The organism is Streptomyces sp. NPDC127114, from assembly GCF_042677525.1.
Lineage (GTDB): Bacteria > Actinomycetota > Actinomycetes > Streptomycetales > Streptomycetaceae > Streptomyces.
Map to the genome: position 1 here is coordinate 85,659 of NZ_JBHXTJ010000009.1, position 25,085 is coordinate 110,743.

Sequence of the window (25,085 nt, forward strand, 5' to 3'; positions counted from 1 at the left end):
GGTTACCAGCCCAGTTCGTTCGCGGTGGTCTCGGCGATGGCGGGCGAGCAGGTCATGCCGCGTCCGCCGGGTCCGGTCACCAGCCACACGCCGTCGCGCACCTGCTGGCGGTGGACGACCCGGGTGGTGTCGGTGCACTGCGCGTACACGCCGGCCCAGCGGCGCCGGACGCGCGGGAGCGGGCGGCCGAGGAGGGACTCGACCACGCGCGTGAGGTGCTCGTAGGGGTCTTCGAGGGTGTCGAAGGCGAAGGGGTGCTCGTACTCGTGGGTGTCGCCGATGGTCAGCCCGCCGTCGAGGCGCTGCACCATCAGCAGCTGCATCTTGTGGGCGGCGGCCGTCGGGTCCTGTGCCTGGCCCGCGTTGAGGGCGTCGAGGGCCTCGGAGGCGTAGGCCGGGTAGTAGCGGAAGGAGTCGGCGTCGGCGACGGAGGTGGTGAGCGGCTCGCCGAGCGGGTCGGTCTGCATCATCTGGAGCCGCACCCGGCGCACCGGTATCTCGCCGGCGACCTCGCGGACCAGGCCGGACAGCCAGGCGCCGGTGCACAGGACGACGGCGTCGCCACTGTGGACCTCGCCGCGGTCGTCGCGGACGGCGGCGCGTCCCCTTTCCCCGGCGTCGACGACCTCCCGTACCTCCCGGCCGGGGAGGAAGGTGTAGCGGCCGGAGGCCAGCAGCGCCTCGCGGAGGGCGAGTTGGGCGGTGCGCGGTTCGACGGCGGCGTCGCGCTCGCACCACAGGGCGGCGTCGAACGCGCCGCGGAGCGCCGGGTTGACGGCGCGGGCCTCGTCCGGGGTGAGCAGCTTGTAGCCGCGGGCGTCGGCGTCGGCACGGGCCACGGCGGCCTCGGCGACGGCGAGTTCGAGCTCGCCGCGCACGGGGGTGAGGGAGCCGATGGCCCGGAAACCGAGCCCCGGGACCCGGGCACCGATGCCCTCCCACAGCTCGCGGGCGCGCAAGGCGGTGTCGAGCTCCGCTCCGCCCGCGCGCCCGCTGACCCAGATCTGGCCGAAGTTGCGCAGCGAGGCGCCGCGCGCCTCCGCCTCGCGCTCGATGTGGACGACCTCATGGCCGCGTTCGACTGCCTGCCAGGCGTGCATGGTGCCCACCACGCCGGCTCCTACGACGATCACCTTCATGCCGTTCACGGTCGGGGCGCCGGGTGACCCGGGCCGGTCGGGACGGCGACGGGACGGTGAACGGACCGACAAGCTTGGACTAGACCCGTTATCTTGTCGTGATGTGGGGGGTGGGGCGAAAGGTGCGCAAGAGGCGATTCCGGCGGGGCTGTTCCCGTGGCTGTTCCGGCGGGACTGCTCCTGGGGACTGCTCCTGGGGCTGTTCCGGTGAGAACTGCTCCGGGGGCTATTCCTGCGGCTGACCCTGCGGCTCTTCCTGCGGCTGTTCCTGTCGTCCGAGGTGGGCGGTGAAGCTGAACCGGTCGCCGCGGTAGAGCGTGCGCACGCGCTCCAGGGGGCGGCCGGCGGTGTCCCGCGAGACGCGCTGGATCAGCAGCATGGGGAGGGCGGGCGGGGTGCCGATGAGCAGCGCCTCGCGCGGGGTCGCGAGGACGGTCTCGATCCGCTCGTCGGCGTCGCCGAAGGAGATGCCGAGCCGGTCGTGGAGATAGGCGTAGAAGGAGGAGTCCGGGTCGAAGTCGGTGTCGAGACGCGGGGCGCGGGCCTCGGAGACGTATGTGCTCTCCAGGCCGACCCGCTCGTCGTCGGCGAGCAGCACCCGCTCCATGTGCCAGACGGGCTCGCCGACCGCCACGCCGACCTCGGGCGCGAGGGCCTCCGGGCAGGGGAACCGGTCGAGGGAGATGAGGGTACGACCCGGGGTGCGGCCCTGGCGGCGCACGCCCTCGGTGTAGCTGGCCAGCGACAGCGGCTGCTCCAGCTTGGGTCCGGCGACCACGGTGCCCCGGCCCTGCCTGCGGAGCCGCCCTTCGAGCAGCAGCTCGCGCAGGGCCTGGCGGACGGTCTCGCGCGACACCTCGTAGCGGACGGCCAGGTCGCGCTCCGTCGGCAGCAGTCCTCCCTCACCCAACTCGTCGATCAGCTCGGCGACTTCGGCCTTCACCGCGTAGTACTTCGGGATGCGGCCGTGTTCGGGGATGCCGGAGCGGATGGGCGCGCCCGGCTGGCCGGGGCCGGGCCGGCCGGCGGCCCCGGGCTGCTTCCTCACGTTCGTCACGTTCCTCATCCGTTGATCGTCGCAGACCGGAGTGAACGGGGCGGTGTACGGAGCGTGGCCTACGGGTGCCGTCGTGGCCGCCGCCGCCACGCCAGGAACGTCAGCGCGCCGCCCGCCGCGAGCAGGGCGGCCGAGACCGGGGCCAGACGCAGGGCCGACTCCCGTCCCGTGCGGGCGAGTTCGGGATCCTCCGGGTCGCCGGGGCGGGCGGAGGACGCGGGCGCGGACGGGTCCGTGGTGCGGCCGGCGCCGGGGTCCACGCCCGGGGAGGCCTCGTTGTCCGGGTCGGCCGGGCCGATGGTCAACCGGTAGTCGCCCGACTCCCCGACCCAGTCGCCGTCGTCGCCGCGCTTCTGGACGACGGCGGCGTTGACGACGACCTCGTCGGGCGCGGTGTCGACGCCGAAGGAGAGCCGTACGGGCACGGTGAGGGTGCCGCCCGCGGGCACCGCGAAACCGGCGAAGGGCGGCACGGCGGTGGACAGCGCCGGCGGGTCGAACACGCCGACGTTCTCCGCCTGGTCGGTCGCCTCGAAGGCGACCGGCCGCCAGAGCCGCGCCTGCGCGTCGTAGAACTCGGCCCGGATCTGCGCGGGCCGCAGCACCCGGTCCCGGTCGGTGAGGACGAGCACCGGATGGATGTCACGGCAGGCCGCGGCGGTCGTGTTGGTGAGGTCCAGCTGCCAGGTCCGGAAGTCACCTCCGGCCGGATAGTCCTCCGGCCCGCCGTGGATCCGCGTCTCCAGCGGGAAGTCGGCGGCGCCCGCCGTTCCGCACGAGGGCAGCGCGACGGGGCCGGGCACGCGGTTGTGCGCCGCGTGTGCGGTTTGGGGAGCGCCTGCCGCCGCTTCCCCCGGGAGGACGGCGACCGCGGCGGCCGTGGCCGTGGCCGCGGCCAGAACGGCGAGGGCGAGGGCGGTGCTGCGCGGTCGCATGGTGGCGGGGCCTTTGCTGCTCGCGGACGTACGTATCGCCCGCGACCTTGCCATGGCGCGGACGGGGGTCCGGCGAGTGACGCGGCGCGGGGCCGGAGCGAGGCCCACATTCCGCCCGATCAGCCTATTTTCGTAAGAGTCGGTGAGGGGGTCGTCGCTCCGTCGCCGCTCCGTCGTCGGTCCGTCGTCGGTCCGTCGCCGCTCCCCCACCCGTCATGTGCCGGAGGCCGTCCACTGCGGGCGCCCTCCATGCGGAGCCCGTCATGTTCCGGAAGCCGTAACGTGCCGGAATTCGTGATCTTCACTTGCCGAAGACGGGGGCGAGGATCAGGTGGGCGGCGCCCTCCGCCACGGTGTCGCGAGGGCCGACGACGTCGACGGGCGTCGGGAGGGCCAGGGCGGCCAGGACCTCGCGGGCGCCGCGCGCGAAGGCGTCGGGCGCGGCGAGCACCGCACGGCCGCCGAGCAGGACGCGGTCGATGTCGAGCAGCCGCACCAGGTTCGCGGCGCCGGCGCCGAGCACCCGTGCGGCCTCCGCGATATCGCCGCGGGCGAGCGCGGCCAGACACAGGGCCTCGAGACAGCCGCGCCCGCCGCAGTCGCAGGGCGGGCCGTCGAGCTGGACGGTCTGGTGCCCCAGTTCGCCGGCGCCGGTCCTGCCCCCGCGCAGCACCGCCCCGCCGAGAACGAGCCCCGCGCCGACACCCGTACCGAGATGGACGTACGCGAAGGACCCGGGCGCGTCGGGGCGCAGGGCGAGACCGAGGGCGGCGGCGTTCGTGTCCTTGTCGAGCACGACGGGCAGCCCGAGCCGCCGCTCCAGCTCTTCGCGCAGCGGGAACCCGTCCCACTCGGGAAACCCGGTGACGCGGCCGGGCGTCCCGGCGACATGGTCCAGCGGCCCGGGCATGGCGACGCCGACGCCGAGGACGTCGGGGGCGGTGGGGTCGGTGAGGGCGGTGGGGGCGGTCGAGGCCGTCGAGGCCGTCGAGGCGGCCGGGGCGGTCGAGGCCGTCGGGACCGGTCCACTTGGTACGCCCGGTGCGCCGGGCGCGCCCGGCGCGCCGTCGGCGCCGCCTCCCGCACCGGCTTCCCAGTCGCCTCCCGCACCGGCTCCCGCGCCGGCCCCCCGTCCCGCCGCCAGCAGCGCCGCGATCTCCGCCTGGGCCGTCGAGAGGACCGGTTCGGCGCCCGCGCCCAGGTCGAGCGGGGCTCGGCGGACGGCGACGCGCTCGCCCGCGAGGTCGACGAGGACGGCGGTGAGCTCGTCGCGGTCGAGGTGCAGCCCGATCGCGTACGCCGCCGCCGGGACGAGCCGCAGCACGGTCGCCGGCTTGCCGCCGGTCGACGCGCGCCGGCCGGCCTCCGCCGCGAGCCCCTCGGCCCGCAGCCGTGCGGTGATCTTGCTGACGGCCTGTGGGGTGAGTCCGGTCCGCGCGGCCAGTTCGAGGCGGCTGATGCCGGCCTCGCCCGCCGTCCGGAGCAGATCCAGCACGAGCGCGGCGTTGTGGCTGCGCAGCGCAGGCAGGTTGGCACCGCCGCCGCCCGCGCCCACGCTCCCGCTCCTGCTTCCGCTGCTTCCGCTCCCGCTTCCCCCGCTCCCGCTCCTGCTGCCGCCCCCTCTGCCGGTCCCGCGGCCGGCGTCCGAACGGGCGGCGCCGGCGCCCACGCTCTCGCGCGCGCCCGCACTGTCACCGGCGCCCGCGCTCCGGCCCGCGCCGCCCGCGCCCGGACCCACACTCCCGCCCCCGCCCGAGCGCACACTCCCGCTCCCGCTCGCGCCGGCGCTCCCGTTGTCCCTGTTCACCAGGCCATTGTGCCGGTCGCTTGCACTTTGGCAACAGCGTTGCCAAAGTGGTCCCCATGCCCATGAGCTCCCCCACCGCCCAGCCGCTCCGCGTCGGCCTCGTCGGCTACGGCCTGGCCGGGTCCGTCTTCCACGCCCCGCTGATCGCCGCCTCCCCCGACCTCGTCCTGGACACGGTGACCACCGGCAACCCCGAGCGCGCCGCCCAGGCCCGCGCCGAGCACCCGGGCGTGCGGGTCGTCGGCTCCCCCGACGAGCTCATCGCCCGGGCCGCCGAGCTCGACCTCGTCGTGGTCGCCTCGCCCAACAAGACCCACGTCCCCGTCGCCACCGCCGCCCTGAAGGCGGGGCTGCCCGTCGTCGTGGACAAGCCGCTCGCCGGCACCGCCGCCGAGGCGCGCGACCTCGCCGCACTCGCCGACGAGCGCGGACTGCTGCTCTCCGTCTTCCAGAACCGCCGCTGGGACAACGACTTCCGCACCCTGCGCGCGCTCCTCGCCGACGACGCCCTCGGAGAGGTCCAGCGCTTCGAGTCCCGCTTCGAGCGCTGGCGTCCGGCCCTCAAGGGCGGCTGGCGCGAGTCCGGTGCGCCGGAGGAGATCGGCGGGCTGCTCTACGACCTCGGCAGCCACGTCGTCGACCAGGCCCTCGTCCTCTTCGGTCCGGCCGTCCGCGTGTACGCCGAGTCCGACGTGCGCCGTGCGGGCGCCGAGGCCGACGACGACACCTTCATCGCGATCACCCACGCGAACGGCGTGCACTCGCACCTCTGGATGAGCGCCACCGCCGCCCAGCTCGGCCCCCGCTTCCGCGTCCTGGGCCGGAAGGCCGGCTACGTGAAGTACGGTCTCGACCCGCAGGAGGCCGCGCTCCGCGAGGGCCTGCGCCCCGAGCCCGGCTCCGTCTGGGGCGTCGAGCCGGAGGAGCTGTGGGGCCGCCTCGGTTCGGGCGAGTCGCCGCTGACCGGCGGCGGCACGCCCGTGGAGACCCTGCCCGGCGACTATCCGGCGTATTACGCGGCCGTCGCCGCCGCCCTCCGCGGCACCGGCGAGAACCCGGTCACGGCGTACGAGGCCGCCGCCGCTCTCGACGTCCTGGAGGCGGCGAGGAAGTCCGCCCGCGAGGGAAGCGCGGTGGTCCTGTGAGCCCGGCCCCCGCGAGCCCGCACCCCGCGCGCCCCGACTCCGTCGAGGAACTCGCGGCTCAGGAAGCCCGGCTCGTCCTCCCTCACTTCACGTACGAGGACGCCTGGACGCTCGGAACGATCCTGGTCGGACTCGCGCGCGAGCGGAACGCCCCGGTCGCCATCGACGTACGGCGCGGGGCCCAGCAGCTCTTCCACTGCGCGCTGCCCGGCTCCAGCGCGGACAACGACGCCTGGATCGACCGCAAGCGGCGGGTCGTCGAGCGGTACGGCGTGAGCTCGCTGCTCGTGGGCGCCCGGTTCCGTGCCAAGGGCACGACCTTCGAGGACTCCTCGCGCCTGGACCCCGACCGCTTCGCCGCGCACGGCGGTTCGTTCCCGATCGCCGTGGAGGGCGCGGGAGTCATCGGCTCGGTCACGGTCTCGGGCCTCCCGCAGGCCGAGGACCACGCGCTGGTCGTCCTCGGCCTGGAGCGCCTGCTCAGTTCGTACGGCGGCGGCGCCGGGTAACGGCGACGAGGCCGCCGCCGACGGCGGCGAGTCCCACGGCGGTGGCGCCCATGACGATCCTGCCGGTGGCGGATCCGGAACCGGTGTCGGGGAGTTCACCGCCACCGGTGGTGGAGCCGGAGTGGCCGCCGGTGGAGTGCCCGCCGGAGTGCCCGCCACCAGTGGTGTGACCCTCGGAGGTGTGACCGCCGGTGGTGTGACCGCCGGAAGTGGATCCTCCGGAGGTGTGGCCGCCGGAGGTGGACCCGCCGGAGTCGAGACCGCCGTCGGATGCGCCACCATCTGCCGAACCCCCGTCGGCCGAACCACCGTCCGTCCCGCCCCCGTCGGTGTTCCCACCATCCGTGGTCCCGCCGTCCGTGGTCCCACCGTCGGTCGTGCCACCGTCGGCCGCCCCGCCGTCCGTGCTCCCGCCGTTCGCGCTCCCCCCATCGGTCGCCCCGCCATCGGTCGCCCCGCCATCGGTAGTCCCGCCGTCCGCCGTCCCGCCATCGGCCCCGCCCGACTCCGTCGGGGTCGGAGTCGGGGTGGGAGTGGGATCCGGAGTCGGCGTCGGCGTCGGCGTCGGCGTCGGCGTCGGGCCCGTCTCGTCGCACTTCGGCAGGTCGCCGTCGAACGGATACGCGTGCAGCTCCTGCCCACCGCCTCCGTCGACCCGCGAGGCGTGCGTGAGCGAGCCGCTCGTGTAGAAGCGCCCGTTCATGCCCCGCATGGTGACGGTCGACGTGCTGGTCCGGTCCGCGACCAGCACGCTTCCCTCGAACTGGCCGCTGCCCTCGAAGAGCACGTCCGTCGCGTCGGGGAAGTTCCACAGCAGCCGCTCGCGCAGCCCGGCCTGGAAGCCGTTGACGTAGGTGTCGATCGTCCGGTCCGCGCCGAGGACGTTGACGAGGACGGTCGCGTCCTTCGGGATGCCGGTGAAGCGCAGCCCCTGCGAACCGCCGGCCTTCGACTCCAGGTCGAAGTCGACGTGGAACACCTGCAGCGCGGACTTCCCGTCCCCGGTGAAGACGGTCTCGTAGTCCCTGTTGACGGCCGTGCCGGTCGCGGTGCGTGGTCTGCCTTCGACGTACGCGTAGCAGCGGCTGGCCACGGTGAGCCTGTCGCGCAGGCTCGTGTACGGGGCGGCCGCCTTGGGGTCGGCGACCGCCTTGGGGCTGACCGTGCCGGTCAGCGTGCCCCCGTACCGTACGACTCCGTGCACTCTGCCCTCCTCGGCGAGCAGGCGCTGGCCGGGGGCGACGGTGACGTTGCCGCCGGTGGTGAGGAAGTCGGTGCCGTTGTCGGGCGGGATGCGCGAGCCGACGCCCGCGACGCCGACGTTGTAGACCTGCGAGACACCGGCCCGCTTCCTCTGGTCGAAGTCCCCGAGCACCACGATCTTGCCCTCGGCCTCGGCCGCCGCCTCGCGCACGAGGAAGTCGCCGCCGACGAAGACGTTGATGTTGTTGTCGCGGCCGACGACGTCCCTGTTGTTGATGTCCGGATACGGGGTGGGGCACGGCGGCGTACCGGGGACGCACGGTCCGAGGCCACCGGGGAGCCGGTCGGCGAAGGCGGCGGTGGCCGCCAGGGCTCCGGTGAGGACGACGGAGCCGGCGACGGTCAGCGCCGCCACGGTGGCGGCCGAAGGATGACGGCGATGCATTCCTTTTGTACGCATATGCGGCAATATGCAGAGTGCCGCCGCGTGAGGCGACGCCCCACGCGCGCGTCGCGGGGCGCATCGCCCGAACGTCTCACGCCCGAACACCTGCGCCCGAATGCCTCACGCCGCCCCCGGCGCCTCACGCCCTCCCGGGCGTCAGGCGCTCTTCAGCTCCTGGCGCTGGCGCCCGAGGCCCTCGACCTCCAGCTCGACGACGTCGCCCGCGCGCAGGTACGGCTTGGGCTCGGGCTGGCCCATGGCGACGCCGGCGGGCGTACCGGTGTTGATGACGTCGCCGGGGTACAGGGTCATGAAGCGGCTGACGTAGCGGACCACCTGGGCGACGGTGAAGATCTGGTCGGAGGTGTGGCCCTCCTGCTTCAGCTCGCCGTTGACCCACAGCCTGAGGCCGAGGTCCTGCGGGTCGGGGATCTCGTCGGCGGTGACCAGCCACGGACCGAGCGGGTTGAAGGTCTCGCAGTTCTTGCCCTTGTCCCAGGTGCCGCCGCGCTCGATCTGGAACTCGCGCTCGGAGACGTCGTGGGCGACCGCGTATCCGGCGACGTGGGCGAGCGCCTCCTCGTCCGTCTCCAGGTAGCGGGCGGTGCGGCCGATGACGACCGCCAGCTCGACCTCCCAGTCGGTCTTCACCGAGCCGCGCGGTACGAGCACGGTGTCGTCGGGCCCGACGACGGTGTCGGCGGCTTTGAGGAAGACGACCGGCTCCTCCGGTACGGCGGCTCCCACCTCGGCGGCGTGACCGTGGTAGTTCAGCCCGATGCACACGACCTTGCCGATGCGGGCGAGCGGCGGGCCGATCCGCAGCCCGGCCGGGTCGATGGCGGGCAGCACGCCCGCGCCGAGCGCGGCGCGGATCCGGTCGAGCGCCGAGCCGTCGGCGAGCAGGGTGCCGTCGATGTCGTCGACCAGCGCGGACAGGTCGCGCAGCGTCCCGTCCTGGTCGACGAGGGCAGGCCGCTCGGCCCCGGCCGGGCCGACACGCAGCAGCTTCATGGTCTTCTCCTCTGGTCGAGGTGGCCCGCGAAGCGGACCTTGGAGTGCCCCGGCCGATGGAGTGCGGCCATCGGAGGATTGGTCGATCCTCCAAGAGAAAAGGTCACTCTGCAAGACCCCGTTCACACCCTGGACCCTTACGCGCGAGTAACCCGTGTCCGCGCCGGGCGCCGCTAGACGGCCGCCGCCAGAGCTCCCGCGGCGGGCATGTCCCGGTAGAGGAAGGCCCGCTCGACCGCGCTCCAGGTGGTGCTGGTGACGATGTAGAGCGCGGCGGCCAGCGGCACGACGGCGACCGAGATCAGGGTCGCGAAGGAGAGCAGCGGCAGCCACCGGGCCATGCCGGCGGCGAGCGCGGCGCCCGGCTGGCCGGGGTCGGCGACCGCCGGCGCCGCCTGCTGCTGCCGCTTGGTCCGCACGTAGTTGTACGTGGCGACGGCGGCGACGAGCGCGAACAGGGCGAGGTAGACCAGGCCGGCCGGGCCGAACACACCGCCATGGGCGAGGGCGTCGGCGTAGTGGTCGCCGAGCGGGGCGGCGAAGAGGCTGTGCCCGGCCATCCGTCCGCTGGAGAACAGGTGGAACATCAGGAAGAAGGCGGGAGCCTGGAGCAGGCTCGGCAGGCAGCCCGCGAACGGCGAGACCTTCTCCTTCGCGTGCAGCTCCATCACGGCCTTCTGCAGCCGCTCGGGGTTCTTGGCGTGCTTCCTGCGCAGCTCGGCGAGCTGCGGGGCGAGCCGGGTGCGGGCCTTCTGACCGCGCGCGGCGGCCCGGGAGAGCGGGTGGACGGCGAGCCGTACGGCCATCGTGAACAGGACGATGGCGGCGGCGGTGGAGGCGGTGGCGAACAGCGGCTGGAGCAGGTCGGCGAGCTGCTCGACCAGGGAGGCGAAAACGGACATGGGGAGCCCTCCGAGGGGTCTCGTCGTGCCGGGAAGGAAAGGGACTTCGGCAGGACGGAACCGCGTGGAGGAGTCGTACGGGGACTCGTACAGGACTCGCACGACTGGTACGAGTCGCACGAGTCGTACCAGGCGTACGCAGAACTCGTGACTCGTACGGAGGTGCTCGGGGTGCTCGGAACCCTACGCGGCCGTCAGGAGGGGACGGCCGGGTGCCCTGGGCCTGCGGCGGCCCGAGGCGTCGGGATCGCGTTGCGACAGGAAGGCGGTGCGCCGGGCCCGGTCGCGGAGGGCGGTGCGCACCCGGGTGGGCGGTACGGGCAGAGCCGTACGGGCGCCGCCGACGAGGGCGCAGAGGAAGGCGGTCGCGGCGACGGCGACGGTGGTGGAGAGACCGGCTCCGTCGGAGAGGAGCAGGTCGGCGACGGCGAGGAGGACGAGCAGCGGCGCGAGGACACGCAGAACCAGGTCGCCGAGCATCTCATCCTCCTTTCACCGATCACATCCGTTATACACGACGGTTTTCGGGCGGCGAGAGTTCCAGCGGGGCGAGCAGCCGGCGGGGCTTCAGCAGGGCGCGGCTGACCGGATCGGCGGGGTCGGGGTCGAGACCGGCGCCGGGCCGCATCTCGATGTCGCCGGGGCGGACGGTGATACCGCAGGTCGGGCAGTCGTTGCACGGGCCGAGCTCGCCGCCGCAGTCGACGTGGTGGAAGGACCGCATCGGCAGCGTGTCGGGCAGCGCCTCGCGACCCCAGAGCCCGAGGGCGCGCAGGACGGGCCAGAGGCCGATCCCGCGCTCGGTCAGGACGTACTCGTCGCGCGGCGGCGATTCCTGGTAGCGGCGCTTGTCCAGGACGCCGACGTCGACGAGGGCCTGGAGGCGGGCGGCGAGGACGGCACGGGGGGCGCCGAGGTGGACGAGGAAGTCGTTGTAGCGGCGGACGCCGTAGAAGGCGTCGCGCACGACGAGGAGGGTCCAGCGCTCACCGACGACTTCGAGGGCGCGGGCGATGGAGCAGTGCTGGTTCGCGTAGTCCTTGCCGAGGGCCATGGGGACGAGTGTAGCGGGATGGGTTCAATGAATGAACCTGAGCTGTTACGGTGACCCGCAAGCAAGGTTCAGTGAACGAACCCTCCGCACGCTCCGCGGACTCACCGAAGCCGAGGTCCCGCCATGCCCAAGGCCGCCAACGCCGCCACCGACGCCACGGACGCCACCGACGCCAACGCCGCCACGGACGCCACCGGCCATGCCGACGCCACCGACGCTGCCGATGCTGCCGACGCGGACGCCACGAACACCGCTGCTGATGGCGCAGGGGCAGGGGCGGGATCAAGCCCAGGAGCAGAGGCAGAGACAGAGCCAGGGGCACGCCGGGGGCCGGCCACAGGGAAAGGGCCCGGGCCACGGCAGGCAGGTCGCCCCGGCGCGACGCTCGCCGTCACCAGCGCCGCCACCACGCTCGCGCTGATGAACTACACGGCGCCGATGCTCGACCTGCCCGCCCTGGCCCGGGCCTTCGGCACCCCCGCGTCCGCGCAGGCATGGCTGCTCAACGGCACCCCGCTCGGCCTCGCCGTCGTCCTCCTCCTCGCCGGCAGCCTCGCCGACGACCACGGGCGGCGCCGGATCTTCCTCCTCGGCACCCTCGGCCTCGGCCTCACCACCGCCCTCGGCGGCCTCGCCGGTTCCACGCTCACCTTCACCCTCGCCCGTATCGCCCAGGGCGCGGCGAGCGCCGCCGTGCTCGCCGCGAGCCTCGGGCTGATCGCCCACGCCCATCCCGGCGGCGCGTCGAGGATCAGGGCCACGGGGGTGTGGGGCGCGTTCGTGAGCGCGGGCATCGCGCTCGGTCCGCTGCTCGCGGGCGCGCTGGGCGGCCTGGCCGACTGGCGGTGGACGTACGAGGCCCTGGCGGCGGGCACCCTGCTCGTGGCCGCGTTCGGCGCCCGTACCCTCGCCGAGTCCCGCGCCCCGCGCGCGGGGCGGCCGGACGTGGCTGGCGCGCTCACCTTCGGGCTCGCCCTGGCTGCCCTGCTCACCGCGCTGACCCTGGGCAGGGACGGCTGGCTGCGCCCGTCCGTGGGCCTGCTGCTGCTCGCCGCGGTGGTACTGACGGCGGCCTTCGCGCTGGTCGAGCGGCGCGGCGCGGCGCCGATGATCGACCTGGCGCTGTTCCGGCGGCCGGCGTTCCGGGCGGCGACGGCGGGCGCGCTGTTCACGGGCCTCGCCGTGATCGGCTTCTTCAGCGTGCTGCCGGCGCTGCTCCAGCGCGGCACCGGCATGGCGCCGCTGACGACGGCGTGGCTGTTCCTGTTCTGGTCGGGCACCGCGTTCGTGGTGGCGCTGCAGGTACGGCGGCTCGCGGGCCGGATCCCGGCCGCGTACCAGCTCGCTCTGGGCTTCGTCCTGTCGACGGCGGGGGTGCTCGTCCTGTTCGGCGCGGTGGAGGGCACGGCGGACTGGCCCCGCCTGCTCGTCGGTCTGCTGGTGGCGGGGGCGGGCAGCGGCGTGCTGAACGCCGCCCTGCCCCGCCTCGCCGTCGACTCCGTACCGCCGGAACGGGCCGCGATGGGCTCCGGCGCGAACAACACCGCCCGCTACATCGGCTCGTCGGCGGGCGTGGCGCTCACCCTGGCCCTGTCGACGGCGGGCCCGGACACGGCGCTGGTCGCGTCGGCGGCGCTGGGTCTCGCGGGGGCGGCGGTCACCCTCGCGGCGGCCAGGAACCGACGGCCAGGGACTGACGGCTAGGGACTGACCACGAGCCTGGCCCAGACGACCAGCCGGTAGGTGGAGGTGTACTCGGGTGTGCAGGTGGTGAGGGTGAGGTACGCGCCGGGCCGGTCGTAGCCGTAGGACGGCTTGTAGAGGGAGCGGGGCACGGGCGCGATGACGCCGGTGTCGCGGGGCGAGGTCTGCGGCAGGATCCGGTCGACGCGGTAGGTGTGGGTGCCCTCGCGGGTCCGTACGGTGATCCGGTCCCCGGGCCGGAGCCGGTTGATGTACCGGAAGGGCTCGCCGTGGGTGTTGCGGTGCCCGGCGAGCGCGAAGTTGCCGCTGCGGCCGGGCTGGGCGGTGCCGGGGTAGTGGCCGGCGTAGCCCTTGTCGAGCACGCTGCGCTTGCCGACGCCGGGGGCGACGGGGACGGAGAGCCCGAGGCGGGGGATGCGGAGGACGGCGTAGGCGGAGGCGGTGTCGCGGCCGGAAGGAGCGTCTGCGGACGGGAACCCGCCCGGAGACGACACCCCAGGGGACGGCCCCGAGGGCGAGTCGCTTACCGGTGACTCGCCGGGAGGCGACGGGGCCGGAGGTGACGGGACGGGAGGTGAGGAGTCCCACTGGCGCTCGAGGTTGCGCACCTGCTCCACCGCCCCGGCGCGGGCCTGCTGATTGGTCCACCACAGCTGGTGCACGACCAGCAGGAGCACGAGAACGCCGCAGGTGACGAGGGCTTCGGCGGAGGTCCACAGGACGCGGGTGACGGCCCCACGCCGCCGGCGCGTCTGGACGACGACCGGAACCGGGCCGCGCACTCTCGCTCGCACGGCGGGCACGATAGGCGCTGGAGCGCCAACTCTCCAGGGCCGTACAGCAGTACGGTGTCGACATGCGCCCCAACACGTCTGCCGACCACACCACCGAAGCCGAGCGTCTGCTCCGCACCGCGGGGCGGTACCCGGAGGACCGCGAACCGCTGCTGCTGCGCGCGGCGGCCCACCTGGAACTGGCGGGCGAACGCGAGCGGGCGACGACGCTGTACGACGACCTGCTCGCGGCCCCGTCCCCGGCCGCCCCCCACCTGATCAGGGCCTTGAAGGCGGCGAACCTGTGGGAGTACGGCCACGAGGCCGAGGCGCGGGCGATCATCGAGGGCCTACGGCGCGCCCGCCCGGAGGAGCCGGAACCGTGGGAGATCGTGGCGGAGACGCTGGAGGCGCACGACGAGCCGGCGGAGGCGGAGGCGACGTTCACGGAGGCGGCACGCCTGCTGGTGGTGGGCGACGAGGTGCCCTACGCGGTGCAGTCCCTCCTGTCGGGCCGCCACCGGGTCCGCCGCGCGATGGGCCTGATCCACGACGAGTGGGACACCCTGGCGGACCGCCTCCACACGGCGGACGTCTCCCTGGACGAGCTGCACGACCCGAAGCGCCTGTGGGCCCTGGGCTCGTCGGACCCGGCGGAACTCCAGGCCGAGATCACCCGCCTCCGCTCGGAGCTGGGCTCCTACCGCACGGCCCTCTCCCGCCCCTTCCCGGTGGCGGTCCTCCACTGGCCGGAACGGGAACTGGACGAGCTCCTGGCGGCCTACCCGGAACTGGAGGCGGAGTACCCCACCTACCGCGCCCACCTCACGGACATCGAGGCCTCCCTCCGCGAACTCGCCCAGTCGGGCACCCCGAACCTGGGCATCGTCCCGGCCACGGTCCCCTCCTACGAAGCCTTCGCCGCCTCGGAATCCTCCACCCCGGCAAACCCGGACCTCCTCCCCCAGTACGCCACAACCCTGGCCGCCCGAGGCCGCGCCCTCCCCTGGCCCCCGGGGCGGACGGAGGACTGCTGGTGCGGGTCGGGGCGGACTTACGGGGAGTGCCACGGGGGCGACGAGAGCTGAGACGTAGCAGTGCGGAGCAAACTCGCTGCCGAGATCGCCCCGTACTGCGCATCAGCAGAGCGAGAGGGTCAACGCTCTTCCAGCGAATCGATGATCTTCCAGAACCGGCGGTGAGCCCGGGCGAACCGCCCCTTGATGTCGTGCTCGGGATGTATCCACAGCGGGCTTGCTGCGGACGCCTCGGGCGCCGAAAATCGGTCCACAACCTGGAAGGTATCGGTCAGGTATATGGCCCCACGATCAAGGCGGACGTGACAGTTGGGGCACAGGCAGAGCACGTTGCCCTCGACGTCCGGACCGCCCGCCGGACCAAGAGCCTGAATGTGGGCCCCTTCTGCGTAGCTCTTACCGTCGGGGCCTACAGGCAGGGCCAAGCGGCAGATTTGGCAGCGATGGCCGTACCACTGCTTCACACGACGTCCAACTGCCGTATCCCGCACGATGCGCTCAACCGTCGCAGTCTTGCGTGGCGCAGCACCGTGAACGAGGTCGTCCACCTGCTGTTCAAGCGGGGTCAACTCCTGCTGGTCATCCAACAGTCGACGCAACTTGAACCTGAGGATCCGAAAGCCGGCACTACCCGTCTCCTCACTATGATCCGTCAGCCGATACAGCCCGTCATAGCGGTAACCAGACGCGGGTGAGTAGTCACGGTTTCCCTCCGATCCTCTGATCACTCGCACGGGGTGACCAAGCAACTCGCTGTTTCGGAGCCCGTCGTTCCCTGCGTTCTCCCAGGTCTGATCGGACTCCTGACGCCCCGTGTTGGGGTTACGCCCGCCGGCTCCCGTATAGAGAATCTCGTCCCAATCGTCGCGATCGTCCTCGTATCCGTTGTTCAGAACGATTGCGTCGGCAACACGGCGATGTTCGCCATCTCGCCCCCACGAGATACCCGCTTGCTCTTCCTTGTGAAGGCCGGCCGCCTTGACGTGCTTACGTGAGTCGAAGTGTGTGCCGGGAAGGATGTCACCGATGTGTCCGAAGACAGCTCTATAGGCAGCCATGCGAACATGTTGCCAATGAAGTGAACCTATTTGGTCGACTCGTCGATCATTCGGCCATCCCTGGCCAAATATTGATCAGTCAGCGACGTTCGGCCCTCACGGCGAAAGGCCCCACCCATGCCCCGCACCCTCTCCCCCGTCATCGCCGCCGCCGGTCTCGTCGGTGGGTATGCCGTCGCTCGGTGGACCAAGAAGCGGCCGCTTGGGGGTGCAGTGCTCGCTGTGGCGGGTGGGGTGGCTGCGCGGGAGTGGCAGCAGGTGGTTGGCGGGAAGGCGGCGGCCGGGCTTACGGCCGCGTATGTGGGGGCTTTCGCCGGATCGCACCCGCTCGCGAAGAAGATCGGGGCCTGGCCCGCGGTGTTCTCCGTCGCCGGGGCCATGGCCGGGACTGCGTACGCCGTGACGCGTAAGGCTGCCTAGTCGCAAAGGCGGCCCGCGCGCCGTTCGCTGCAAGGCCGGCTGACGCCGAGACCGAGGCCCGCTGAAGTCCGTCCGGCGCCCCGCCCCGCTCCCTAGCCCCCCGCCACCTTGCTCACCGTATAGATCACCAGACCCGCCAGCGCGCCCACCACCGTGCCGTTGATGCGGATGAACTGGAGGTCGCGGCCGATGTTGGCCTCGATCTTCTTTGAGGTCTGGGTGGCGTCCCAGCCCGCGATCGTGTCCGTGATCAGGGACGTGATCTCGGTGCGGTAGGTGGTGACGACGTAGGCCGCGGCGTCCTCCGCCCAGCCCTCGACCTTCGTCTGCAGGCGGTCGTCCGAGGAGAGGCGCTGGCCCAGCGAGATCAGGGAGGCGCGGGCGCGGCGGCGCAGCTGGCTCTGGTCGTCCTCCGCCGCGGCCAGGATCAGCGCGCGGACCGACGACCAGGCCGAGGCGATGATGTCCTGGACCTCCGGGCGGGCCAGCATGTCGGACTTGAGGCGTTCGACGCGGGCCCGCGTGTCCGTGTCGGCCTGGAGGTCGGCCGCGAAGTCCGTCAGGAAACGGTCGATGGCCCCCCGCGCCGGGTGCGCCGGCATGTCCCGCATCTCCGTCACGAAGCGGAGGAGCTCCTTGTAGACGCGTTCGCCCACCCTTCGGTCCACGAAGCGCGGGGTCCAGCCCGGCGCCCCGCCCTCGATCGCCTCCATCACCGAAGCGCGGTGCGTCACCAGCCAGTCGTGGCCCCGCGCACAGATCAGGTCCACCGCCCGACGGTGCGCGCCGTCCTCGACGATCTTCTCCAGCGTCTTGCCCAGGCCCGGGCCCACCTCCGCCGCCTCCGCCCGGCGGGTGATCGCCTCGCCCACCACCGCCTGGACGTCGGAGTCCCGCAGGACGGTGAGCGCCCCCCGCAGCGCCGTCGCCAGTTCCGAGGTGACCCGGTCCGCATGGGCGGGGTCGGCCAGCCACTCCCCCAGACGGCGCGCGATGCCGAAGCCGCGCAGCCGACCCCGTACCACGTCGGCGGACAGGAAGTTCTCGCCGACGAAGTCGCCCAGCGACGCGCCCAGCTGGTCCTTCTTCGTCGGGATGATCGCGGTGTGCGGGATCGGCAGCCCGAGCGGCCGCCGGAACAGTGCCGTCACCGCGAACCAGTCCGCCAGCGCACCCACCATGCCCGCCTCCGCGGCGGCCGCCACATAGCCCGCCCACGCGCCCGCCCCGGCGTTCTCACCCCAGGTCGCCAGGGCGTACACGGCCGCCACCAGTGCCAGCAGGCCCGTCGCCAGGCGCTTCATCCGGCGGACGCCCCTGCTCCTCTCCTCGTCCGCCGCCGTGTACGTGAAGGTCACCATCGCGCCGCGGTCACCCTCGGCATCGCCATCCCCATCGCCATCACGACCACCTCACCTCCTCACCTGACTGACTCCCCGGCCGCACGCGAAGTTCCTCCGTACATCTTCGCGATCACCGTCTCGATGTCCGGCTCCCGCACCGACAGGTCCACCAGCGGGTACGCCGCGGCCACCGCCGCCACCACCGGAGCCGCCGAGGAGGAGGACGGGAGGGCGAGGAACTGGCGCGGGCCCTCCGCCCGTACGAAACGCGCGCCCGGAACCTCGATCGGCGGCGTCTCGCGCGCCAGGTCCACCACGAGGACGCGCTCGCCGCCCCCGCCCGCCTCGTGCAGACCGGCCGGCTCGCCGTCGTACATCAGGCGGCCGTGGTCGATGACCATCACCCTGCGGCACAGCTGTTCGATGTCCGTCAGATCGTGGGTGGTCAGCAGCACCGTCGTGCCCCGCGTCGCGTTCAGCTCCCGCAGGAACTCCCTCACCTTCGCCTTCGACACGACGTCCAGGCCGATCGTCGGCTCGTCGAGGTACAGCACCTCCGGGTCGTGCAGCAGCGCCGCCGCGATGTCGCCGCGCATCCGCTGGCCGAGGGACAGCTGGCGTACCGGCACGTCGAGCAGGTCGCCCAGCTCCAGGAGGTCCACGCAGCGGGTCAGGTTCTCCCGGAAGCGGGCATCCGGGATGCGGTACATGCGGTGCGCCAGCGTGTACGAGTCGCGCAGCGGCAGGTCCCACCACAGAGTGGTGCGCTGGCCGAAGACCACGCCTATGCGGCGGGCGAGCCGCGTCCGCTCCCGCGACGGGTCGATGCCCGCGACGCTCAGCCGGCCGCCGCTGGGCGTGAGGATGCCGGTGAGCATCTTGATGGTGGTGGACTTCCCGGCCCCGTTCGGGCCGATGTAGCCGACCATCTCCCCCTTCTCCACGGCGAAGGAGATGCCGTCCACGGCCCGGACCTCCCGCCGCTCGCGCCGCAGGAACCCGCTCCGGCGGCGGACCGTGAAGGACTTCCGTACGTCGACCACCTCGATGAAGGGCATCTGCATCTCAGCCATCGTCTCCAGTCGTCCCAGTCGTCCCATTCGTCCCAGTCGCCTCAGTCGCCTCAGTCATGTCAGTCGCCTCAGTCACCTCAGTCACCTCAGTCGCCTCAGTCACCTACTCATCTGCGCCACCCCCGCCACCGACGCCACCACCCTCAGCTCCCCGTCGAGCGGTACGAACGCAGGCCCCTCCGCCACGCCCATCCCGCCACCGCACAGCACACCGCCGCCACCAGCGGTGACGCGAACGCCGTCCACCCCGGCACCCCCTCCGGTGCCGGCCGGCCGAGGACGTACAGGGCCGGCAGCCAGTTGACGAAGGCGAGCGGTACGACGAAGACGACGCCCCGCACCAGGTCCTGGGCGAAGATCGTCGGCGGGTACTGGAGCAGGTTGTTGCCGCCGTACGTGAACGAGTTCGTCACCTCGGCCGCATCCTGCATCCAGAACAGCACCGACGCGCCGAGCACCATCACCGCGGCGAAGATCACCGCCCCGCTCAGCAGCATCACCGGCACAAGCAGCACCTTCACCGGCGTCCACGTCACCCCGTCGAGCAGCACCAGGCTCCAGACCAGGACGATCAGACCCTGGGTGATCCGGCCCAGCCGCCGCAGCGCGAAGCGGTCGGCCGCGACCTGCGCGAGGACGGGCGCAGGGCGGAGGAGGAAGGTGTCGAGCGTGCCGTCGCGCACCCGCTTGCCCATCTTCGGCAGCGAGCCCATCACGAGGTCGGCCAGACCGAAGGCGGTCCCGCTCGTGCCGTAGAGGAACGCGACCTCGGGGAAGGAGAAGCCGCCCAGTCCCCGCACCTGACCGAACATCAGGAGGATCACGACGAAGTCGAAGAAGGTGACGACGAGGTTGGAGACGAGGGTCAGCGCGAAGGACGTGCGGTAGGTGAGGGTGGAGCGGATCCACATCGCCGCCACCATCCGGTACGTGCGCCAGCCCTCGGCCGCCGTACGGTACGGGCGCCAGGCCCGGGAAGCCTCAGGGCTGTTCGGGCGCCACGCCTCACCCGCCGTACTCAGCGGCTCAGCCACCCTGCACCACCACCTTCCGCGTCGCCGCCGCCTGCGCCACCCGCCCCGCCGCGAGCAGCACCAGTGCCCAGCAGGCCTGGAACCCGAACGCGCCGAGCAGCTCCCAGCCCTCGTACCGCCCCAGGTACACGTCCGCCGGCACCTGGAGCAGCGACGCCCAGGGCAGCACCCGCGCGATCTCGCCGAGCGTGCCCGGGAAGACGGCCAGCGGGAGCAGCATCCCGGAGAAGAACAGGCCGCCGAGCCAGGCGACCTGGACCACGCCCTGGCCGTCGAGCAGCCAGAAGGCGCTCATCGCGACCAGGTACCAGACGGCGAAGCTCACGATCGACCCGAGGGCCACGGAGCCGAGGAAGGCGAGCCAGGTCCAGGGGCTCGACGGGAGGGTGAGGTCGAAGGCGAGGGCGCCGAAGACCATCGGAAGCACGCCGCGCCCGAGCAACTGGTAGGCCGAGCGGCCGAGATTGGCCGAGAACCACCAGGTCTGGAGGTCGGCAGGGCGGTAGAGGTCGACCGCGATGTCACCCGTTCGGATCCGCTCTATCAGCTCGTCCTCGAAGCCCCCGCCCATCAGCCCGCAGACGGTGATGAGCGCCTGGCCGATCCACACGTACGCGAGGGCGTCGGACATCGTGTATCCGCCGAGCGAGGGACGGGCGTCCCAGAGGGCTATGTATGTGTACGACAGGATGAAGCCGAAGACGGTGTTCGTGAACACCCCTGCCGCCGTGGCCACCCGATAGGTGGCATGGCGCCGGAAGCCACCCGCGGCGACGGTGGCGTACAGCCGCAGCATGTTCCCGCTCCTTCCTCGTCCATCCGCCGACCCCTGGCACCGGGGTCCATCCGCCGACTCCTGGCATCGGGGCCCATCCGCCGACTCCTGGCACCGGGGTCCATCCGCCGACTCCTGGCACCGGGGTCCGCCGCACTCCGCCCGACGTACGCGCCCGCGTCCGACCGCCGTCAGTCCGACCGCCGTCAGTCCGAACCCGTCAGTGCGAACGCCGTCAGTCCGACAGTCCGCCGGTCCGTCCGTACGTCCGCCCCTCCAGCCACCCGTCCGCACCAAAGCGCCCGACCTTAGTAGGACGGACAGTGCGGAGTCGAGTCGTTTTGCAGACTTTCGACGTCGCACATGCAGGATGTAGTGTTATGTCCCCTTCATCCGGTATGCCCTCCGACACGAGCGAGGTCCTGCCACCCGAGCCGGCGGCCTGGGAGCCACGGGACCCGACCGTTCCCGCCACGCCCCCGAACCGCCGCCGCGGACGCGGACCCGGGCGCCCGCGCCGCGGCGGGCGCGTACGGCGCCTGCTGCGGCGGCTGTTCGGCCTCGCCCTGCTCGGCGCGCTGCTCCTGCTCGGCGGCCTCGTCGCCGGCTACCTCCTCGTGGACATCCCGGCCGCCAACGCCACCGCGGTCGCCCAGTCCAACCTCTTCCTCTACCGCGACGGCACCCAGCTCGCCCGGGCCGGCGAGGTCGACCGGCAGAACGTGAGCCTGGCGCGGGTCCCGCTCACCGTGCAGCGCGCCGTACTCGCCGCCGAGGACCGCGACTTCTACACCTCGCCCGCCGTCGACCCCCGCGCGATGCTCCGCGCCACCTGGAACACCCTCACCGGCAAGGGCCGCCAGTCCGGCTCCACAATCACCCAGCAGTACGTCAAGAACTACTACCTGGGCCAGGAGCAGACCCTCACCCGCAAGGCGAAGGAGTTCTTCATCGCGCTCAGACTGGGCCGCGAGAAGGACAAGGCCGAGATCCTCGAGGGCTATCTGAACACCAGTTACTTCGGCCGCAACGCCTACGGCATCCAGGCCGCCGCCCGCGCCTACTACGGCAAGGACGCCAAGGACCTCGACACCGCCGAAGGCGCGTACCTCGCCTCGCTGCTCAACGCGCCGAACGCGTACGACGTCGCCACCCACCCCGAGAACCGAGCGCGCGCGCTCGCCCGCTGGCACTACGTCCTCGACGGCATGGTCACCGAGGGCTGGCTCTCCCCGGCGGCGCGCGCCGCCGCCGTGTTCCCCGCCCCGCAGCCGGCGCGCGCCTCCGCCGGCCTCTCCGGGCAGCGCGGCTACCTCGTCCAGGCCGTCGAGCAGTACCTCACCGAGACGGGCGTCGTCGACGAGAAGACGCTGGCCGCGGGCGGCTTCCGGATCACCACGACCCTGGAGCGGGCCCGGCAGGACGCCTTCGTGAAGGCCGTCGACGAGGCCGTGACCTCGAAGCTCGACCCGGAGCGCAACCCCACCGACCGGTTCGTACGGGTCGGCGGCGCGGCCGTCGAACCGGCGAGCGGCAAGGTCGTCGCCCTCTACGGAGGCATCGACTACACCCGGCAGTTCGTCAACAACGCGACCCGCCGCGACTACCAGGTCGGCTCCACCTTCAAGCCCTTCGTGCTCGCCGCGGCGCTCCAGCACGGCGCCCAGACCCAGGAGGGCGAGCGGATCACCCCGAACACCGTGTACGACGGCGACAACCGCCGCCCGGTGCAGGGCTGGAACGGGGGCTACTACGACCCGGCCAACGAGGACGACACCAGCTACGGCCCGATCACCGTGCGCTCGGCCACCGACGAGTCCGTGAACGCCGTCTACGCGCAGATGGCGGTCGACGTCGGCCCGGCCCGGGTGCGGGACACCGCGGTGGCGCTCGGCCTGCCGCGGCGGACTCCCGACCTCACCGCCTCGCCCTCCATCGCGCTCGGCCCGGCCACCGCGAGCGTCCTGGACCTCGCGCAGGCGTACGCGACGCTCGCCAACCACGGCCGCCACGGCCCGTACACCCTCGTCGAGAAGATCAGCCGGGACCAGGAGGAGTTCGAGCTGCCGGGCTCCGAGGACTCCGACGGCGGCGGCGCCCGCGGTACCCGGCAGGCCGTCACGCGCGAGGCCGCCGACACCACCACCTCCGTGCTGCGCAGCGTCGTCCAGGGCGGCACGGGCACCGCGGCCCTGGCGGCCGGGCGGCCCGCCGCGGGCAAGACGGGCACGGCGGAGGACGACAAGGCGGCCTGGTTCGCGGGCTACACGCCGGAGCTCGCGACCGTCGTCGCGATGATGGGCCAGGACCCGGAGACGGGCCGGCAGCTGCCGCTGTACGGGGCGCTCGGACAGCCCCGGATCAACGGCGGCGGGGCGCCGGCCGAGATCTGGGCCCGGTTCACCCGCGAGGCGCTCGCCGGCGTACCGCCGAAGGAGTTCGACCTGAGGCTGATGGAGGGCGCCGAGGAACTGCCGCCGGAGCCGCCGCTGCCGGACCACCCGGACGCGGCGGAGGGGTACGAGGGCCCGGGCGCCGGCCTGCCGGGCCGCAGGCCGCCACGGCCCCGACCGACGGGCCCGAGGGCGACGGGGCCGGAGATCCGGGAGGCCGTTCCCGTACGCGAGGACGCCGCCGTACGGGAAGCGGTGCGGGAATCCGTACGGGAGGCCCCGCACCTCCCGGCCCCGGCCCCCGCCCCGGTGGGCGGCCCGGGAAACGGCCCGGCGGCGGGCCCGGCCGCGGGCCCGGAGCAGGTCCTCCCGACCGCGGCGGCCGGGGCCCCGCAGCCGATGCGGCCCGCGGAACCGGGATGGCCGGGCGAGCCGGGCGGGCCGCCGCCGCCGGACGCGGCGCCTCCGGCTCAGCTCAGTGACCCGAGGTCGCCTTGAGGCCCACCACGGCCACGAGCAGCAGACAGACGAAGAAGATCCGGGCGGCGGTCGCCGGCTCACCGAGCACCACCATGCCGAGCACCGCCGCACCGGCCGCGCCGATGCCGACCCACACGCCGTAGGCGGTACCGATGGGAAGGGTCCTGGCGGCCTGCGAGAGCAGCATCATCGAGGCCACGATCCCGGCCGCGGTGAAGACGCTGGGCCACAGACGGGTGAAGCCCTCGGTGTACTTCATACCGATCGACCAGCCGACCTCGAGCAGACCGGCAACGACGAGAAGAACCCAGGCCATGACGACGAACACCTCCGCGAGACGGATCAACAGGGGTGCGTCGTCTTGTCGTCAACCCGGTACGGCGCGTCTCGTCGGGGTGGCTCCAGGGTAACAAAGAACGGGCAAAGGGCCTGGTGACGGCAGTCACCAGGCCCTTTGCCCGTTCGGCTCCGAGCTGCGGACCTACAGGTACAGGCCGGTCGAGTCCGTGGCGCCCTGGAAGCGGTCCGCGGCGACGGCGTGCAGGTCGCGCTCACGCATCAGGACGTACGCCACGCCCCGCACCTCTACCTCGGCACGGTCCTCGGGGTCGTACAGGACCCGGTCGCCGATCTCGACGGTCCGGACGTTCTGTCCGACCGCGACGACCTCGGCCCAGGCAAGGCGGCGGCCGACCGCCGCGGTCGCCGGAATCAGGATGCCGCCGCCCGAGCGCCGCTCCCCCTCAGGGGTGTCGGAGCGGACCAGGACGCGGTCGTGGAGCATCCGGATGGGCAGCTTGTCGTGGGTGTTCTCGCTCACGGTTCGAACCTACCTGCCCGGGCGTGTCGTCCGTACGCCGGACGGGTCATGCCTTGCCCTTACGGGCGGACACGGCGAGCAGCCCGACGAGCGCGACGGCGACGAGCGCCACCGGCACCACGCGCTCCAGGCGCGGCGCGCCGTCCTCGTGGGTGAAGCGGACCTTCACGTCGGACACGACGCGGTTCACGGCGACGAACGCGCGACCGGCGGTGTGGTCGACGTGGGCGGCCACCTTGGCCTTGGCGTCGCCGACGATCGTCTTCGGATGCATCCGAATACCGATCTCGTCGAGCGTGACGGCGAGCTGCTCGCGCCGGCGGACGATGTCCGCCTCGATCTGCGCAGGGGTCCTGGCGTCCGACACCGCGCTGCCTCCGTAGTCGTGTTTCCGGTCGTTGACAGACAGTCTGTCAGCTTCCTCCCCGTCGGGTTGCCCCCGACCCCCATTAGGCTCTCATCGCGTAAGCGAGATTTCCCGAGGAGAGCCAGCCATGAGCGAGCGACTGCAGCCCGGCGACACCGCCCCCGCCTTCACCCTGCCCGACGCGGACGGCAACGAGGTCTCGCTCGCGGACCACAAGGGCCGCAAGGTCATCGTCTACTTCTACCCGGCCGCGCTGACGCCCGGCTGCACCAAGCAGGCGTGCGACTTCACGGACAACCTGGAGCTGCTGGCCGGCGCCGGTTACGACGTCATCGGCGTCTCCCCGGACAAGCCGGAGAAGCTGGCGAAGTTCCGCGAGAAGGAGAACCTCAAGGTCACACTGGTCGGCGACCCGGAGAAGAAGGTCCTGGAGGCGTACGGCGCCTTCGGCGAGAAGAAGCTCTACGGCAAGACGGTGACGGGCGTGATCCGCTCGACGGTCGTCGTCGACGAGGAGGGCAAGGTCGAACGCGCCCTCTACAACGTGAAGGCGACCGGCCACGTCGCCAAGATCATCAAGGACCTGGGCATCTGAGTC

At 72.7% G+C, this 25,085-nt stretch carries 25 protein-coding genes and 1 riboswitch; of the genes, 7 read left to right on the forward strand and 18 right to left on the reverse strand.

Annotated elements, in window-relative coordinates; translation table 11 throughout:
* Window positions 1-2 precede the first annotated feature (2 nt).
* The 4 genes from ACFVGS_RS12265 to ACFVGS_RS12280 form a co-directional block, all read right to left on the reverse strand.
* Complete coding sequence (locus ACFVGS_RS12265; RefSeq protein ID WP_385692440.1) at window positions 3-1,139, reverse strand: TIGR03364 family FAD-dependent oxidoreductase; 1,137 nt, start codon at window positions 1,137-1,139, stop codon at window positions 3-5.
* Between the two features lie 226 nt (window positions 1,140-1,365).
* Window positions 1,366-2,205 (reverse strand): GntR family transcriptional regulator, encoded by an 840-nt coding sequence (locus tag ACFVGS_RS12270; RefSeq protein WP_384409110.1) that lies wholly within the window; start codon window positions 2,203-2,205, stop codon window positions 1,366-1,368.
* 50 nt (window positions 2,206-2,255) lie between these two features.
* Complete coding sequence (locus tag ACFVGS_RS12275; RefSeq protein ID WP_385692441.1) at window positions 2,256-3,131, reverse strand: hypothetical protein; 876 nt, start codon at window positions 3,129-3,131, stop codon at window positions 2,256-2,258.
* 301 nt (window positions 3,132-3,432) lie between these two features.
* Window positions 3,433-4,686, reverse strand: coding sequence for an ROK family protein (locus ACFVGS_RS12280; RefSeq protein WP_385692442.1), 1,254 nt, complete (start codon window positions 4,684-4,686; stop codon window positions 3,433-3,435).
* A gap of 308 nt (window positions 4,687-4,994) precedes the next feature.
* On the opposite strand from ACFVGS_RS12280, the gene ACFVGS_RS12285 reads away from it, so the two are divergent.
* Entirely contained in the window at window positions 4,995-6,083 is a 1,089-nt protein-coding gene (locus ACFVGS_RS12285) for a Gfo/Idh/MocA family oxidoreductase (RefSeq protein WP_384409104.1), read from the forward strand.
* Window positions 6,080-6,592, forward strand: a complete 513-nt coding sequence (locus ACFVGS_RS12290; protein WP_384409102.1) for a heme-degrading domain-containing protein — start codon at window positions 6,080-6,082, stop codon at window positions 6,590-6,592. The genes ACFVGS_RS12285 and ACFVGS_RS12290 overlap by 4 nt, the downstream gene beginning before the upstream one ends.
* On the opposite strand, the gene ACFVGS_RS12295 is transcribed toward ACFVGS_RS12290, so the two are convergent.
* From ACFVGS_RS12295 to ACFVGS_RS12315, 5 genes are all read right to left on the reverse strand, one after another.
* Window positions 6,564-8,240, reverse strand: a complete 1,677-nt coding sequence (locus ACFVGS_RS12295; RefSeq protein ID WP_385692443.1) for a choice-of-anchor A family protein — start codon at window positions 8,238-8,240, stop codon at window positions 6,564-6,566. The genes ACFVGS_RS12290 and ACFVGS_RS12295 overlap by 29 nt on opposite strands.
* Before the next feature lie 156 nt (window positions 8,241-8,396).
* Window positions 8,397-9,254, reverse strand: coding sequence for a fumarylacetoacetate hydrolase family protein (locus ACFVGS_RS12300; protein ID WP_385692444.1), 858 nt, complete (start codon window positions 9,252-9,254; stop codon window positions 8,397-8,399).
* A 173-nt stretch (window positions 9,255-9,427) separates the two neighbouring features.
* A complete protein-coding gene (locus ACFVGS_RS12305) occupies window positions 9,428-10,156 on the reverse strand; it encodes a YidC/Oxa1 family membrane protein insertase (RefSeq protein WP_384409096.1) in 729 nt (242 codons plus the stop codon).
* 183 nt (window positions 10,157-10,339) lie between these two features.
* Window positions 10,340-10,636 (reverse strand): DUF6412 domain-containing protein, encoded by a 297-nt coding sequence (locus ACFVGS_RS12310; protein WP_385692445.1) that lies wholly within the window; start codon window positions 10,634-10,636, stop codon window positions 10,340-10,342.
* A gap of 28 nt (window positions 10,637-10,664) precedes the next feature.
* Window positions 10,665-11,210: a winged helix-turn-helix transcriptional regulator gene (locus tag ACFVGS_RS12315; RefSeq protein ID WP_384409092.1), complete on the reverse strand. Its 546-nt coding sequence runs from the start codon at window positions 11,208-11,210 to the stop codon at window positions 10,665-10,667.
* A gap of 420 nt (window positions 11,211-11,630) precedes the next feature.
* On the opposite strand from ACFVGS_RS12315, the gene ACFVGS_RS12320 reads away from it, so the two are divergent.
* Window positions 11,631-12,914, forward strand: coding sequence for an MFS transporter (locus ACFVGS_RS12320; RefSeq protein WP_385692493.1), 1,284 nt, complete (start codon window positions 11,631-11,633; stop codon window positions 12,912-12,914).
* Here ACFVGS_RS12320 and ACFVGS_RS12325 read toward each other — a convergent pair.
* On the reverse strand, window positions 12,911-13,708 hold the full coding sequence (locus ACFVGS_RS12325) for a class E sortase (protein WP_385692446.1): 798 nt from the start codon (window positions 13,706-13,708) through the stop codon (window positions 12,911-12,913). The genes ACFVGS_RS12320 and ACFVGS_RS12325 overlap by 4 nt on opposite strands.
* 62 nt (window positions 13,709-13,770) lie before the next feature.
* Here ACFVGS_RS12325 and ACFVGS_RS12330 point away from each other — a divergent pair, with 62 nt between their 5' ends.
* Complete coding sequence (locus tag ACFVGS_RS12330) at window positions 13,771-14,775, forward strand: SEC-C metal-binding domain-containing protein (protein ID WP_385692447.1); 1,005 nt, start codon at window positions 13,771-13,773, stop codon at window positions 14,773-14,775.
* Between the two features lie 68 nt (window positions 14,776-14,843).
* Here ACFVGS_RS12330 and ACFVGS_RS12335 read toward each other — a convergent pair whose 3' ends face one another.
* Window positions 14,844-15,782, reverse strand: a complete 939-nt coding sequence (locus tag ACFVGS_RS12335; protein WP_385692448.1) for a YDG/SRA domain-containing protein — start codon at window positions 15,780-15,782, stop codon at window positions 14,844-14,846.
* Between the two features lie 117 nt (window positions 15,783-15,899).
* Between ACFVGS_RS12335 and ACFVGS_RS12340 the strand changes: the two genes are divergently transcribed.
* The gene (locus ACFVGS_RS12340; RefSeq protein ID WP_385692449.1) at window positions 15,900-16,202 is read left to right on the forward strand and encodes a hypothetical protein; all 303 of its coding nucleotides are present in this window, start codon (window positions 15,900-15,902) and stop codon (window positions 16,200-16,202) included.
* Between the two features lie 92 nt (window positions 16,203-16,294).
* Here the strand turns inward: ACFVGS_RS12340 and ACFVGS_RS12345 are convergent, their stop codons facing one another.
* The 4 genes from ACFVGS_RS12345 to ACFVGS_RS12360 form a co-directional block, all read right to left on the reverse strand.
* Window positions 16,295-17,563, reverse strand: coding sequence for a DUF445 domain-containing protein (locus tag ACFVGS_RS12345; RefSeq protein WP_384409054.1), 1,269 nt, complete (start codon window positions 17,561-17,563; stop codon window positions 16,295-16,297).
* Between the two features lie 59 nt (window positions 17,564-17,622).
* Window positions 17,623-18,603: an ATP-binding cassette domain-containing protein gene (locus ACFVGS_RS12350; protein WP_385692494.1), complete on the reverse strand. Its 981-nt coding sequence runs from the start codon at window positions 18,601-18,603 to the stop codon at window positions 17,623-17,625.
* Between the two features lie 158 nt (window positions 18,604-18,761).
* Window positions 18,762-19,640 (reverse strand): ABC transporter permease, encoded by an 879-nt coding sequence (locus tag ACFVGS_RS12355; RefSeq protein WP_385692495.1) that lies wholly within the window; start codon window positions 19,638-19,640, stop codon window positions 18,762-18,764.
* Window positions 19,641-19,644: 4 nt separating this feature from the next.
* A complete protein-coding gene (locus ACFVGS_RS12360) occupies window positions 19,645-20,445 on the reverse strand; it encodes an ABC transporter permease (protein WP_384409250.1) in 801 nt (266 codons plus the stop codon).
* Window positions 20,446-20,807: 362 nt separating this feature from the next.
* On the opposite strand from ACFVGS_RS12360, the gene ACFVGS_RS12365 reads away from it, so the two are divergent.
* Complete coding sequence (locus ACFVGS_RS12365) at window positions 20,808-23,318, forward strand: transglycosylase domain-containing protein (RefSeq protein ID WP_385692450.1); 2,511 nt, start codon at window positions 20,808-20,810, stop codon at window positions 23,316-23,318.
* On the opposite strand, the gene ACFVGS_RS12370 is transcribed toward ACFVGS_RS12365, so the two are convergent.
* The 3 genes from ACFVGS_RS12370 to ACFVGS_RS12380 all read right to left on the reverse strand — a co-directional run bounded on the left by ACFVGS_RS12370 (window position 23,296) and on the right by ACFVGS_RS12380 (window position 24,487).
* Window positions 23,296-23,616 carry a DMT family transporter gene (locus ACFVGS_RS12370; protein WP_384409050.1) on the reverse strand — a complete coding sequence of 107 codons (321 nt, stop codon included), beginning with the start codon at window positions 23,614-23,616 and terminating at the stop codon, window positions 23,296-23,298. The genes ACFVGS_RS12365 and ACFVGS_RS12370 overlap by 23 nt on opposite strands.
* Window positions 23,617-23,650: 34 nt before the next feature.
* Window positions 23,651-23,716, reverse strand: a riboswitch (guanidine-III (ykkC-III) riboswitch).
* 65 nt (window positions 23,717-23,781) lie between these two features.
* Window positions 23,782-24,120 (reverse strand): GroES family chaperonin, encoded by a 339-nt coding sequence (locus ACFVGS_RS12375; RefSeq protein WP_384409048.1) that lies wholly within the window; start codon window positions 24,118-24,120, stop codon window positions 23,782-23,784.
* Between the two features lie 46 nt (window positions 24,121-24,166).
* On the reverse strand, window positions 24,167-24,487 hold the full coding sequence (locus ACFVGS_RS12380; RefSeq protein ID WP_385692451.1) for a DUF3618 domain-containing protein: 321 nt from the start codon (window positions 24,485-24,487) through the stop codon (window positions 24,167-24,169).
* 127 nt (window positions 24,488-24,614) lie between these two features.
* On the opposite strand from ACFVGS_RS12380, the gene bcp reads away from it, so the two are divergent.
* On the forward strand, window positions 24,615-25,082 hold the full coding sequence (gene bcp, locus ACFVGS_RS12385; RefSeq protein ID WP_384409044.1) for a thioredoxin-dependent thiol peroxidase: 468 nt from the start codon (window positions 24,615-24,617) through the stop codon (window positions 25,080-25,082).
* Window positions 25,083-25,085: the final 3 nt, after the last annotated feature.

What these genes read in the sequence shown, in the direction of transcription:
- ACFVGS_RS12265 (WP_385692440.1), bottom strand. Translation starts at nt 1,139, where the DNA reads ATGAAGGTGATCGTCGTAGGAGCCGGCGTGGTGGGCACCATGCACGCC.
- ACFVGS_RS12270 (WP_384409110.1), bottom strand. Translation starts at nt 2,205, where the DNA reads ATGAGGAACGTGACGAACGTGAGGAAGCAGCCCGGGGCCGCCGGCCGG.
- ACFVGS_RS12275 (WP_385692441.1), bottom strand. Translation starts at nt 3,131, where the DNA reads ATGCGACCGCGCAGCACCGCCCTCGCCCTCGCCGTTCTGGCCGCGGCC.
- ACFVGS_RS12285 (WP_384409104.1), top strand. Translation starts at nt 4,995, where the DNA reads ATGCCCATGAGCTCCCCCACCGCCCAGCCGCTCCGCGTCGGCCTCGTC.
- ACFVGS_RS12295 (WP_385692443.1), bottom strand. Translation starts at nt 8,240, where the DNA reads ATGCATCGCCGTCATCCTTCGGCCGCCACCGTGGCGGCGCTGACCGTC.
- ACFVGS_RS12300 (WP_385692444.1), bottom strand. Translation starts at nt 9,254, where the DNA reads ATGAAGCTGCTGCGTGTCGGCCCGGCCGGGGCCGAGCGGCCTGCCCTC.
- ACFVGS_RS12305 (WP_384409096.1), bottom strand. Translation starts at nt 10,156, where the DNA reads ATGTCCGTTTTCGCCTCCCTGGTCGAGCAGCTCGCCGACCTGCTCCAG.
- ACFVGS_RS12310 (WP_385692445.1), bottom strand. Translation starts at nt 10,636, where the DNA reads ATGCTCGGCGACCTGGTTCTGCGTGTCCTCGCGCCGCTGCTCGTCCTC.
- ACFVGS_RS12315 (WP_384409092.1), bottom strand. Translation starts at nt 11,210, where the DNA reads ATGGCCCTCGGCAAGGACTACGCGAACCAGCACTGCTCCATCGCCCGC.
- ACFVGS_RS12320 (WP_385692493.1), top strand. Translation starts at nt 11,631, where the DNA reads ATGAACTACACGGCGCCGATGCTCGACCTGCCCGCCCTGGCCCGGGCC.
- ACFVGS_RS12330 (WP_385692447.1), top strand. Translation starts at nt 13,771, where the DNA reads ATGCGCCCCAACACGTCTGCCGACCACACCACCGAAGCCGAGCGTCTG.
- ACFVGS_RS12335 (WP_385692448.1), bottom strand. Translation starts at nt 15,782, where the DNA reads ATGGCTGCCTATAGAGCTGTCTTCGGACACATCGGTGACATCCTTCCC.
- ACFVGS_RS12340 (WP_385692449.1), top strand. Translation starts at nt 15,900, where the DNA reads ATGCCCCGCACCCTCTCCCCCGTCATCGCCGCCGCCGGTCTCGTCGGT.
- ACFVGS_RS12345 (WP_384409054.1), bottom strand. Translation starts at nt 17,563, where the DNA reads ATGGTGACCTTCACGTACACGGCGGCGGACGAGGAGAGGAGCAGGGGC.
- ACFVGS_RS12350 (WP_385692494.1), bottom strand. Translation starts at nt 18,603, where the DNA reads ATGCCCTTCATCGAGGTGGTCGACGTACGGAAGTCCTTCACGGTCCGC.
- ACFVGS_RS12365 (WP_385692450.1), top strand. Translation starts at nt 20,808, where the DNA reads ATGTCCCCTTCATCCGGTATGCCCTCCGACACGAGCGAGGTCCTGCCA.
- ACFVGS_RS12370 (WP_384409050.1), bottom strand. Translation starts at nt 23,616, where the DNA reads ATGGCCTGGGTTCTTCTCGTCGTTGCCGGTCTGCTCGAGGTCGGCTGG.
- bcp (WP_384409044.1), top strand. Translation starts at nt 24,615, where the DNA reads ATGAGCGAGCGACTGCAGCCCGGCGACACCGCCCCCGCCTTCACCCTG.